Origin of the sequence: Phenylobacterium sp. VNQ135, assembly GCF_049445735.1 — a bacterium.
GTDB lineage: Bacteria > Pseudomonadota > Alphaproteobacteria > Caulobacterales > Caulobacteraceae > Phenylobacterium.
Genome location: NZ_JBMSDS010000003.1, coordinates 712,932 through 722,989 on the forward strand (window position 1 = coordinate 712,932; position 10,058 = coordinate 722,989).

The 10,058-nt window shown below is 68.4% G+C and carries 13 protein-coding genes; 5 read left to right on the forward strand and 8 right to left on the reverse strand.

Annotated features, from left to right (window positions below; all coding sequences use genetic code 11):
• Nucleotides 1-74: 74 nt before the first annotated feature.
• Genes ACO2Q0_RS14695 through ACO2Q0_RS14705 form a run of 3 tightly spaced genes read left to right on the forward strand, consistent with a single transcriptional unit; the run spans nt 75 to nt 1,776 of the window.
• Complete coding sequence (locus ACO2Q0_RS14695; protein ID WP_423352246.1) at nt 75-404, forward strand: PadR family transcriptional regulator; 330 nt, start codon at nt 75-77, stop codon at nt 402-404.
• Entirely contained in the window at nt 401-967 is a 567-nt protein-coding gene (locus ACO2Q0_RS14700; protein ID WP_423352247.1) for a DUF1700 domain-containing protein, read from the forward strand. Before ACO2Q0_RS14695 ends, ACO2Q0_RS14700 begins: the two co-directional genes overlap by 4 nt.
• A 14-nt stretch (nt 968-981) precedes the next feature.
• Nucleotides 982-1,776 (forward strand): GIN domain-containing protein, encoded by a 795-nt coding sequence (locus tag ACO2Q0_RS14705; RefSeq protein WP_423352248.1) that lies wholly within the window; start codon nt 982-984, stop codon nt 1,774-1,776.
• Nucleotides 1,777-1,874: 98 nt separating this feature from the next.
• Here the strand turns inward: ACO2Q0_RS14705 and msrB are convergent, their stop codons facing one another.
• The 7 genes from msrB to traA form a co-directional block, all read right to left on the reverse strand.
• A complete protein-coding gene (msrB, locus tag ACO2Q0_RS14710) occupies nt 1,875-2,366 on the reverse strand; it encodes a peptide-methionine (R)-S-oxide reductase MsrB (protein WP_423352249.1) in 492 nt (163 codons plus the stop codon).
• Nucleotides 2,367-2,410: 44 nt separating this feature from the next.
• Nucleotides 2,411-2,806: a hypothetical protein gene (locus ACO2Q0_RS14715; RefSeq protein ID WP_423352250.1), complete on the reverse strand. Its 396-nt coding sequence runs from the start codon at nt 2,804-2,806 to the stop codon at nt 2,411-2,413.
• Nucleotides 2,807-2,881: 75 nt separating this feature from the next.
• A complete protein-coding gene (argC, locus tag ACO2Q0_RS14720) occupies nt 2,882-3,850 on the reverse strand; it encodes an N-acetyl-gamma-glutamyl-phosphate reductase (protein WP_423352251.1) in 969 nt (322 codons plus the stop codon).
• 188 nt (nt 3,851-4,038) lie between these two features.
• Nucleotides 4,039-4,383 carry a transcriptional regulator gene (locus tag ACO2Q0_RS14725; protein ID WP_423352252.1) on the reverse strand — a complete coding sequence of 115 codons (345 nt, stop codon included), beginning with the start codon at nt 4,381-4,383 and terminating at the stop codon, nt 4,039-4,041.
• A complete protein-coding gene (locus tag ACO2Q0_RS14730) occupies nt 4,380-4,667 on the reverse strand; it encodes a toxin-antitoxin system TumE family protein (RefSeq protein ID WP_423352253.1) in 288 nt (95 codons plus the stop codon). Before ACO2Q0_RS14730 ends, ACO2Q0_RS14725 begins: the two co-directional genes overlap by 4 nt.
• 144 nt (nt 4,668-4,811) lie before the next feature.
• Nucleotides 4,812-5,501 (reverse strand): DUF6118 family protein, encoded by a 690-nt coding sequence (locus ACO2Q0_RS14735; RefSeq protein WP_423352254.1) that lies wholly within the window; start codon nt 5,499-5,501, stop codon nt 4,812-4,814.
• Nucleotides 5,502-5,519: 18 nt separating this feature from the next.
• Nucleotides 5,520-8,549 carry a Ti-type conjugative transfer relaxase TraA gene (gene traA / locus ACO2Q0_RS14740; RefSeq protein WP_423352255.1) on the reverse strand — a complete coding sequence of 1,010 codons (3,030 nt, stop codon included), beginning with the start codon at nt 8,547-8,549 and terminating at the stop codon, nt 5,520-5,522.
• A 395-nt stretch (nt 8,550-8,944) separates the two neighbouring features.
• On the opposite strand from traA, the gene ACO2Q0_RS14745 reads away from it, so the two are divergent.
• Complete coding sequence (locus tag ACO2Q0_RS14745) at nt 8,945-9,268, forward strand: mobilization protein (RefSeq protein ID WP_423352256.1); 324 nt, start codon at nt 8,945-8,947, stop codon at nt 9,266-9,268.
• Nucleotides 9,269-9,503: 235 nt separating this feature from the next.
• Entirely contained in the window at nt 9,504-9,866 is a 363-nt protein-coding gene (locus ACO2Q0_RS14750; protein WP_423352277.1) for a hypothetical protein, read from the forward strand.
• Here ACO2Q0_RS14750 and ACO2Q0_RS14755 read toward each other — a convergent pair.
• Nucleotides 9,796-10,005 carry an Rrf2 family transcriptional regulator gene (locus tag ACO2Q0_RS14755; protein ID WP_423352278.1) on the reverse strand — a complete coding sequence of 70 codons (210 nt, stop codon included), beginning with the start codon at nt 10,003-10,005 and terminating at the stop codon, nt 9,796-9,798. The two genes, ACO2Q0_RS14750 and ACO2Q0_RS14755, sit on opposite strands and share 71 nt — an antisense overlap.
• Nucleotides 10,006-10,058 lie beyond the last annotated feature (53 nt).

Consider the following 10,058-nt stretch of genomic DNA (forward strand, 5'->3'; position numbering starts at 1 on the left):
CTAACGTTTAATGCACACTACCTTGCGTCACACACTACCTGTCGGTACATCAGAGCTCAGGAAGGAGCTCCGCCGTGCCGGAAGCCATAGAGATCCAGTTGAAGAAAGGGGCGCTCGAGCTCTGCGTGCTCGCCCTGCTCCACCACCACGACAGCTACGCCTACGAGATCGCCAGCCGCCTCTCCGACCTGATCGGCATGGGCGAAGGCACGATCTACCCGCTGATGCGCCGGCTCCAGGCGGACGGCCTCGTTGAGACCTATCTCGTCGAGAGCCCCTCGGGCCCGCCGCGCAAGTACTACCGGCTCACCGAAGCCGGGAAACGCAGCTTCACCACCCAGAAGGACGCCTGGAGCTCGTTCTCCGGCGCTGTCGACGAGATCGTCTTTGGAGGGGCCAAATGACACGCCAGGCTTTCATGGCGCGGTTGCGGGAAGGTCTGCGCGGCCTGCCTCCGCAGACCGTCGCCGACATCGTCGCCGACTACGAGGCGCACTTCACCGAGGGCGAAGCCGCCGGCCGCGGCGAGGCCGACGTGGCCGCCGCCCTGGGCAATCCGGACCGGCTCGCGCGAGAACTCCGCGCCGAGGCCCAGCTCAACCGCTGGCGCGAGGAGCGAAGCCCCTCGTCGGCCGCGGGCGCGATCTTCGCGGTTCTCGGCCTGGGCGCCATCGACATCCTCATTCTGCTGCCGATCCTGATGGCGGTGGCCGGCACGCTGTTCGGGCTCTTCATCGCGGTGATCGCCTGCTTCTTCGCCGGCGGGTTCCTGTTCGCGGCGGCGCCCTTCGTAGATCCGCCCGGCGGCACGGTGGCGGGCGTCCTGGCCGGCATCGGCCTGATGGCCGGCGCGGCCTCCGGCGGCGCGATCCTGACGCTCATCAGCATCGGTCTGATCAACGCCTGCGTCTGGTACGGCCGCCTGCACTACCGGCTGCTCAAGCCGGCCCTGGAACCCCAAGGCTAAGGGAGACGAACGCCATGATCCGCAATCTCGTCGTGATCGCCGTCGCGGGCTTCGTGCTCTGCCTCGCGGCCCTCGCCGCCGCCTTCGCCATCGGCGGGCCGGACGCCATCGCCCGCGGCGGCTGGCACTGGGCCGGCGGCTGGGACAATGACCATTGGGACAAGGAGAACTGGGACCGCGACTGGGACGGCGAAGGCGCCGGCCCTGTGGCCACCCGAACCTTCGCGTGGGACGGCAGCGACCGCCTGAGTCTCAGCATTCCGGCCGACGTCACCTACACCCAGGCCGACGGTCCGGCGAAGGTGGTGGTGACGGGCCCGCAGCGCATTCTCGATCGGATGGACATCGACGACGGCCGCATCGTCGTGCGCCGCACTCACTGGGGTGTCCGCAAGGTCCGCATCGCCGTCACCGCGCCCAACATCAGCCGCTTCCACCTGTCGGGCGCGAACCGTCTGACGATCGAGAACTATAACCAGCCCAGTCTCTCCGTGGACGTCTCGGGCGCTTCGGAAGTCAGCGCCCGCGGCCGGACCGACGAGCTCGACATCGACATCTCCGGGGCGGGCGAAGCCGAGATGGGCCAGCTCGCCACCCGCGACGCCGACGTCGACATCTCGGGCGCGGGCGAAGCGACGGTCGCGCCGATCGGCAAGGCCCGCCTCCAGATCTCCGGCATGGGCGAGATCAACCTCACGACCGAACCTTCGGACCTGGAGACCGACATCTCCGGCGCCGGCCGCATCCATCGCGGCGGCGGAGAGCCGGCCGCCCCTGCGCCTCCGGCCGCGCCGAAGACCAAGGCCTGACGACCCCTTCCGCAGACTGTCCCCCAAGCCAGCCTGCGACAAACTCGGGCCCGCGCTCCCCCGCGGGCCCGTTCTTTGTCAGCGACGCTGCAGCGGCGTCAGGCCGCGACGAACTTCAGCGCCACCCCGTTGTTGCAGTAGCGCAGGCCGGTGGGCTTAGGCCCGTCCTCGAAGACGTGGCCCTGGTGGCCGAGACACTGGGCGCAGTGGTACTCGGTGCGCGGCACGCCGATCTTGTAGTCGGTCTTCGTGGCCACGGCGCCGGGGATGGCCCGGTAGAAGCTCGGCCAGCCGGTGCCGCTCTCGAACTTCCACTCGCTCTTGAACAGCGGCAGGTCGCAGCCGGCGCAGACGAAGGTCCCCTTCCGCTTCTCGCGGTTCAGCGGGCTCGAGCCCGGCCGTTCGGTGTCCTCGTGGCGCAGCACGCGATAGGCGGCCGGCGACAGCCGCTGCTTCCACTGCGCGTCGGCGACCTTCCTGTAAGCCGAGCCCGCATAGCGGTCGGCGGCGAGGGCCGAGCCCGTCATGCCCGACAGCGCGATCAGAGAGGCGCCCAGCAGGAAGGCGCGGCGTTCGACCTGGGTGTCCATGCCGCAATTACGTGGCGCGGAACGCGCCGGATGCAAGCGCCGGCCTACTCCACGTCGAAGATGAAGGTCTTCTCGACCTGTTCGTCCACCAGCACGCGCACCACGTATCGGCCCGCCGGATCGTCCCTCTCCGCCGACCACACGTTCAGGATCACGCCTTCGTCAGGGCTGACGGTCCGCTCGCGGATCGTCGGCGCGCCGCCCGCCGGCCCGGTCAGCTCCTCGCGGTAGCGCACCGCGGTCTTCGGCGTGTCCAGCAGCATCATCCATCCGTACTCGGGCTTGGCGGCCCGGCTCACCGTCCGGGTGGGCGTAAAGGTGCCCTTGGCGTCATCGAAGACGCCGAAGTCCGAGGCGACGATGCTGGTCCTCGCCTCTGCAAGAGCCGCCGCCGGCGCAAACACCGCGGCGATCACCGCCAGTTTCAGGATGGTCTTCATTCGGGGCCCCCGCCGCTGCAACGGCAGGAGACGCCCGAACGCCGGCGTCCGCCAGACGCCATGCGGTCGCAGAGCCTAGAGGCCTGCGGCCTCGTCCAGGCCGAGCATCAGGTTCAGGTTCTGCACCGCCGCGCCGGAAGCGCCCTTACCCAGATTGTCCAGCAGCGCGACGAGGCGCGCCTGCCCCGCCTGCGCATTGCCAAAAACGAAAAGCCGCATGCGGTTCGTGTTGTTCAGGGCCTCGGGGTCCAGCGCCTCCACATAGCCGGCGGCGCCGGCGCGGGTCTTCTGCAGCTCGGCGCATTCCGCCCCACTCGCCACCTCCACGAAGGTCTCGCCGGCGTAGTAGGCCTCCAGCGCCACGTGCAGGTCGGATGGATCGGGCTTGCCCGGCATCGCCCAGAGCTGGAGCGGCACCTCGACCAGCATGCCCTGGGCGTAGCGGCCGACCGATGGCGCGAACACCGGCGGATGGCCGATGCCGCTATAGGCCTGCATCTCCGGAAGATGCTTGTGGGCCAGCGGCAGGCCATAGGCCCGGAACACGTCGCGGGCGCCGCGTTCCTCGAATTCGGCGATCAGCCCCTTGCCGCCGCCCGAGTAGCCCGAGATCGCGTTGACCGTCAGCGGGAAGTCCGCCGGGATCAGGCCGGCGTCCACCAGCGGCCGCACGAGGGCGATGAAGCCGGTCGGATAGCAGCCCGGATTGGCCACGCGGGTCGAGGCGCGGATCGCCGGCCGCTGGTCCTTCGACAGCTCCGCGAAGCCATAGGTCCAGCCCGGCGCCACGCGGTGGGCCGTCGAGGCGTCCACGACCTTGACCCGATCGTTCTCGATCAGGGCCACGGCCTCCTTGGCCGCGTCGTCCGGCAGGCACAGCACCACGGCGTCGGCCGCGTTCAGCAGTTCGGCGCGCGCGTCGGCGTCCTTCCGCCGAGCGGGATCGATCGACAGGATCTCGATGTCGCGGCGGCTCTCCAGCCGTTCGCGGATCTGCAGTCCCGTGGTGCCGGCTTCGCCGTCGATGAAGACCGTGTGGGCCATGATGGACTCCGGACAAAGAGAAAGGGCGCTCCGGTTTCCCGAAGCGCCCTTCCCGAATACGCGAGTTGTCGCGCGCGGTTAGCGCTTCGAGAACTGGAAGCTCTCTAATATATTGATTTTATTCGGATATTTTGGCCAAAAAAAATCTGTGAATGATCTGTGAAGCGCCTTCGTCGGTTTGATGCTCATCAGGCCGCCTTGTATAGGGTGAAGTCCACATGCACCGCATCATAGGGAAAGATCACGCGTCCGCTGTCGGCGCGATCAAGCACGCCCGCAACCAGCAGCGCTTGCACGTCCCCATGCACGGCCTTCACGTCGCGGTCAACGCGCCGCGCGATCTCGCGGATGGTCATTTCGCCCTGCCCCGTCATAGCCTTCAGAATGTCCCACCGCTTTGCGGTGAGCACCTTCCATAGCAGCTCGACCGTGGCGAAGCTGATGAACTCGCCAACCTTCTCGCCGCCAAAGGCGGCGGCCATCTGACGTTGGGTTTCCTCGATCGAGGAGACGCCGAGCGTTACGGTTCTCATTGTCCTGTCCTCCATTCCGCCACGTCCTTCCAAAAGTCCGCTTGCAGGGTCGCCAGGTCGGTAAAGTGGTAGGCCACCTCGCGTTCCCCGACATGCTTGTGATCGCCCTTGCCGGCCTCGTTGTCGTAGCGCAGCACGCAAACGCCATCCGCCACCAACGCCAAGCGATACTTGAAGCCATGCGCGCTGCCGCGCACGGGGTCAGGAACCCGCCAGATCACCAGTTCCACGAACGCCGTCTCCGACAAACCTTCGCGTTTGCGGAACAGCAATTCGGCTTCCATGTTGGAGTTTATGCCAACTAGACCCTCCGTTGTCAATGACTCCAACGGCTATGTGGTGCGCGTCTCGATCCTGTTTCGGCGCCACGCCAGCGGCCGCCGGGGGTCGTGGTCGAGTAGCTCGGCCACGACCCCCGCCCGACCCGATCACGGCTGGCGTTCCGTCAAAACGGGCGGTGGCGGCAGCATAATTGTGCAACGCTGCGCCTTACCGGTTTTCGCGGCCGTCTCGCGGCAGGCGTCCACGGCCTCACGGTTGTCGGCGATGAGGTCGATGTCGGCGTCGAGGCGCGCCCATGCCGCCGGGTTGCCCGCGTTCATCAGATCCATGCCGGCCGTCCAGCGATCCGCGCGCATCACCAGGGCGGCGACGCGGGTGTTGAGCCCCAGCGGCAGGACGCTGGCCACGAGCGGCGAGAACACCAGCCCGACCGCGAAGGCCGCGCCGCCCGTCCAGCACAGCAGCTTGAACTGCCGGTCCTGCGCCCACGCCTGTCCGATGATGCCCGAAAGCCGTGACCGCTCGCGCTCGGCCTCCTGGGCGGCCCGGTCAAGCCTCTGCGCCGCCTCACGCACCAGCGCCGTTCCGGCGTTCGCGATGGCTTGACCCTGCTGCTCAGGCGTCAGGCGCAGCGCAGGCGACTCCAGGATGGAGTCCAACTGCTCGCCGAGCTCGTCCAGACCCTTGCCGATGACGCCGAGGTCCGCGCTGTAGTCCGGCGGCCGGTTTTCACGCATGGCCGCCGGCAGGGCCTCAATCGCCCGCCGCAGCACCGACACCTCGGCCCGCAAGTCCTCGAACGCCTGGGCGGGATCGCCCGCCTGTTCAACCGCCATCCTCGCCCTCCGCGCCCGCTACAACGACATGCCGGGGTCCCGGCTTCGCCCGATCTCCATCACGGCTTGCCGGGCGCCCGGCGCCGCGATCACCCGGGCCAGCGCCGAGCCCCGCTCCACACCCAAGGCGGGCGCGCGTGACCGCACCAGAGACTCCAACTGCGGATCGCGCTTGAGCGCTCCGGCCATCGCTTTCATGCGGCCTTCGAGGCGGCGGCGCGCCTCACCATGTCGCCAGCCGTGCAGTCGGTCGCGCTGCGCCTCCAGCCGCTTCCATTCGTTCACGAGGCGGTCGGCCTTCAGCACCGGATCGCGCCGCACTTGCTCCTCACGGCGGACGGCGCCGGCCAATTCGGCGCCGCGTTCCGGGCCGCGAAGATCCCGCATCGCCCGCCATGTCGCTGGCTCGTGCCGCAGCGCATTGTGGAAGTCGCGCGTCGCGCCTGGCCGCGCCGCGTCCAGCGCGCGGGCCGCCTCGCGCAATTCCCGCTTCTGATGCTCCAGAACTGGCAGCGCCTGGGCGCGCATCCGCTCTGCGCCGTCCAAGGCCTGCGCGTAACGCTCCGCCGCCTGCGCAAGCGGCTGCCGTGGCGCTGGCGCGACGCGATCCGATTTGGACAGCGGCAGGGCCTCAACGCACCCCATCGCCGGCGCCGGCCGGCGTGGGTTCAGCGTCAGGCCATCGAACATGCCGCGCTTGCGCGCCGGCTCGACGTCAGGGCCGGCAGTACGGTCCCGCGCCCCCCGCGGCATCGCCTCGGGCACGACGATGGGCTGTTCGAGCCCGCGCCGCGTTGCGTAGTCCAGGGTGGTTTCCTTCAGCCCGGCGCGCGAGAGCCGCGACGATAGAGCCGCCACGTCCGTGAATTCCTCCCGGCCGGCGTAGAGCGTCACGTCGTCCCGATGGCGGGTCATGGCGACATAGGTCAGGTGGCGGTCCATCGTGCCGGACGCCAGCACATGGGCGCGGTCCACCGTGGCGCCCTGGGCCTTGTGGATCGTGGTGGCGTAGCCGTGATCCACCGCCGCATAGTCGGCCATCGAAACGGACACCACACGTCCCGTACCGGGGCCTTTGGCGCCGTCCAGGCGGACCTCCAACCGACCGCGCTCCGCTCGCTCCACTGTGCCGAGCATCCCGTTCTTCACCCCGAGGTCGCGATTGTTCTCGCGGAACAGCAGCCGGTCGCCAGACGCGAAGGCGCGTTCGCCCTCCGTCGTCTGGTAGAGGTGCTCGTTCTGAAGTTCGCCGCGGCCCTGGCGCACGGCGCGGATCGCGTGGTTCAAATCCGCCGCGTCGGCCCGGCGATGCGCCAGCACCAAACGCGAGCCGTTCGGCCGCGCATCCATGTCGGCGATCACGTCGCCCACGATGGCGTGACGGGCCGCGCCGATGTCGAGCTCGAAGCGGATGGCGCCGCGCTCAGCGTAGGCGCCCAGCCCCTCGGCTGTGCGATGGCGCGCGAAGTCGACGGACGCCGCCCTCTGCCAGCCTTCGCGCTGTCGGCGGATTTCGCCCAATTCCACGAAGCCGGCGCGCTCGGCCACGGCTCGAAACGCCGCGCCCGGCCCGATCGGCTGGAGCTGTTCGGGATCGCCCACCAGCACCACCTTGGCGCCGGCGCGATCTGTCTCGGCCAGCACGCGAGAAAGCTGACGGCTTCCGACCATCCCGGCCTCGTCGATCACCAGCACGCTTCGCGGGCCGAGCATGTCGCGCCCGCGTTCCCAACTGCGCTCAAAGCTCGCCAGCGTGCGGCTGCGGATGCCGGAGGATTCTTCCAATCCTTCGGCCGCCTTGCCGGCCAGCGCTGCGCCCATCACCTCGTAGCCCTCGGCCGCCCACGCCTGTCGCGCGGCGCCCAGCATGGTGCTCTTGCCGGCGCCGGCGACGCCGACCACGGCCTCGACGCGTTCGGGACCGGTGATGTGGCGAACCGCTTGGCGCTGCTCTTCGGCTAGGAATGGCCGATCGGCAATGGCCTGCTCGACGTTGCGCCGGCTCACACCGAACGTCCGGCTTTGCGCCATCCTATCTGCGCTGTCGGCCATCTGCCGCTCCACCGCTATCATCTCCTTGGTGGAGTAGCGGGCCGGCTCCAGTGTGCGGCCGAATTCGTCCCTTTGCTCGGGCCGCAGCTCGACCAGCGCGGGCGACACCATCGCCTTGGCGAAGGCCGCTTGGAAGGCGTCAGGATCATCAATGTAGCGGTGCAGCGTTCGCGCCACGTCGGTGCGGTCGAACACGCTCTTTTCGTTGGTGACGAGGCTCAGCGCCTGCTCGGGCTTTTCGCGGATCAGTTTGGCGTTTCGGCGGGCTTGCTCCTCGTCCTGACGAGCGCGCACCACGGACTTTCCGCGCCGGTCCATCTGGGTGGCGTGAACGCCCATGTGCTGGGTGGGCTCGATCTCCAGGCCACAGTCGCGATGGGAACGGTGGTCGATGCGGATGTCGTGGCCGGCGAGCGCCAGATGCCGGTTGGCGCGATCCTCCCAATCCAAGCGGATGTCGCGGAGCTGGTCGTGCGAAGTCGGCAGGCCCAGCGCGGCGAGCTTCTTGTTCTCCAGCTCCAGGTCGGACTTCTCGCCGAGCCCATCCTGTTCCACCTTCCGGGTGGTGAGCATGATGTGGGCGTGGTGGTTGCGCACGTCGGTGTCGCCGTGCGGGCTGTGGATCGCGAAATCCACCGCAACGCCGTAGCGATCGGACAGTTCGTGCGCGAACTCCCGTGTCAGCTCAAGACGCTGGTCGGCGGTCAGTTCATGGGGCAGCGCGACCTCGATCTCACGGGCGACCCGCGCGTCCTTGCGCTTCTCCGCCGCTTCGGCCGCATTCCATAGCCGCGAACGGTCCTGCGCCCACTCGGCCTCAACGCCCTCCGGCAGCACGATCTCCGCATGTTCGACGCCGCGCCGGTGCGTGAAGTCATGGGTCAGGCCGTCGCGCTCGTTGGTCAGCTTTTGCGATGCGCGATAGGCGGCGGCGGCCACGGCGCTGCGCCCGCCGCTGCGGCTGATCGGCTTCATCGCCAGATGATAGATCGCCATGACGATCCCCAGAGAGCCGCCCTTCCGGGGGGGCGATCCTAGCGGGCCAAGGGTGCGTAAGCCCCGATAGCGTCCTCAAGTCCGTCGATCTGAAGCTAACAAGCGCTGAGTTGCACAGCAACTCGTAAGTGCGCCCTTCGCTAGTCTTCGCCTTGCTCAGCCAGCTCGGGGTGGACTGCATGTGAACAAGCTTGGCAGTGTATCGGAGAAACGCAGAGCAAGCAGCCGAGGTGACGCCCTTGGAATCGCAGACATCACGCAGTCGGAAGGTATGGATAGCGCCTAGTCGTGGCAACACGGCTGCGACGACTTGCCGAAAGCTTTGGAACTGGTGACGGCTCAAGCGGGACCGGCTATGGTGGAGGCCGCGAGGGGGCGCGCATCGGGAGAGGACGATGGCAAAGCGGTCGATCGCCGAGCGCCTGGCGCAACTGGAAGCCCAGCGCAAAACCCTCCAGACCAAACTCAGCAAGCAGGAACGCGCCAAGGACACGCGCCGCAAGGTGCTGCTGGGCGCGTTCCTCCTCTACCGGCTGGAGAAGGGTCAGGACGCCTTTTCGAAGGAAGAGTTGCCGGACTGGCTACGGCGCGAACTGCCCGGCTTCATCACCCGCGAGGATGACGCCGCACTGTTCGTCGATCTACTGGGCGAACCTGCCGCCACGACGCGGAGGTCGGAGAAAGGCTCGGGGGCGGCGCAAGCTCGTCCGCAGGCCTGAACCGCTCCCGCCGACGCCATCTCACTCAACGCCGCCATCGCCGAGCTGACGCCGCAGCTCAACGGGCGGGTGCGGCGCGCCTACGGCGTGAGCCGCGCGGAGCTCTTCGCCCAGGTGGACGCAGCGGCGCTGAAGCCGCTGCCGGCGACGCCCTACGCCTTCACCGAGTGGAAGGTCTGCCGGGTGGGGCGACGTCTTCGGCGATCCCGTCGTCGCCACGGCGCTGCTGGACCGGCTGCTGCACCATGCCGTCGTCATCCAAATCGAGGGCTCAAGCTATCGCCTGCGCGAGCACGCCGAACTGATGCCCGAGCACGCCCGCTCAAAGGCGAGCATCGCGCTACCGGCCGTGGCGCCTGCTCGGCGTCGCCGCTGGGCTCGGCCGTCCTGGCCCTCACCCGTGGCGTTCCACAGCCCTGGCGCTGTCGGCTTAGGCGTCGCCGACGGCCGCGCTAGGGGCCCCAGCAAGCGCGCCAAGAAATCGAAAGTCGCCGCACGCCCCACGCCGAGCGCCTTCTGGGTCACAGTCAGAGACCGCCTTGGAGCACGCTCTGGTAGCCCGAGAGGCCCACGGCGCGGAGAACATCCAGCAGCGTGATGCGATCCGCCGGACGAGCGAGCAGCGCTCCTCCGCCAGCGCCCATCTGAGATCGCGTCAGCCCGTGGTCTGACCCCCTTGAAGTGATCCATCCCTTATGTTGGTCCGAGGACCATTTGGATGGATGGAACGATGGCAAGGAAGCGCCACAAGCCGGAAGAGATTGTCGCCAAGCTGCGTCAGGTTGATGTG

Bases quoted from the DNA above. Each gene is read 5' to 3' on its own strand.
- ACO2Q0_RS14735 (WP_423352254.1), bottom strand. From the start codon at position 5,501: ATGGCGGTTGAACAGGCGGGCGATCCCGCCCAGGCGTTCGAGGACTTG.
- ACO2Q0_RS14730 (WP_423352253.1), bottom strand. From the start codon at position 4,667: ATGGAAGCCGAATTGCTGTTCCGCAAACGCGAAGGTTTGTCGGAGACG.
- argC (WP_423352251.1), bottom strand. From the start codon at position 3,850: ATGGCCCACACGGTCTTCATCGACGGCGAAGCCGGCACCACGGGACTG.
- ACO2Q0_RS14715 (WP_423352250.1), bottom strand. From the start codon at position 2,806: ATGAAGACCATCCTGAAACTGGCGGTGATCGCCGCGGTGTTTGCGCCG.
- traA (WP_423352255.1), bottom strand. From the start codon at position 8,549: ATGGCGATCTATCATCTGGCGATGAAGCCGATCAGCCGCAGCGGCGGG.
- ACO2Q0_RS14700 (WP_423352247.1), top strand. From the start codon at position 401: ATGACACGCCAGGCTTTCATGGCGCGGTTGCGGGAAGGTCTGCGCGGC.
- msrB (WP_423352249.1), bottom strand. From the start codon at position 2,366: ATGGACACCCAGGTCGAACGCCGCGCCTTCCTGCTGGGCGCCTCTCTG.
- ACO2Q0_RS14705 (WP_423352248.1), top strand. From the start codon at position 982: ATGATCCGCAATCTCGTCGTGATCGCCGTCGCGGGCTTCGTGCTCTGC.
- ACO2Q0_RS14725 (WP_423352252.1), bottom strand. From the start codon at position 4,383: ATGAGAACCGTAACGCTCGGCGTCTCCTCGATCGAGGAAACCCAACGT.
- ACO2Q0_RS14745 (WP_423352256.1), top strand. From the start codon at position 8,945: ATGGCAAAGCGGTCGATCGCCGAGCGCCTGGCGCAACTGGAAGCCCAG.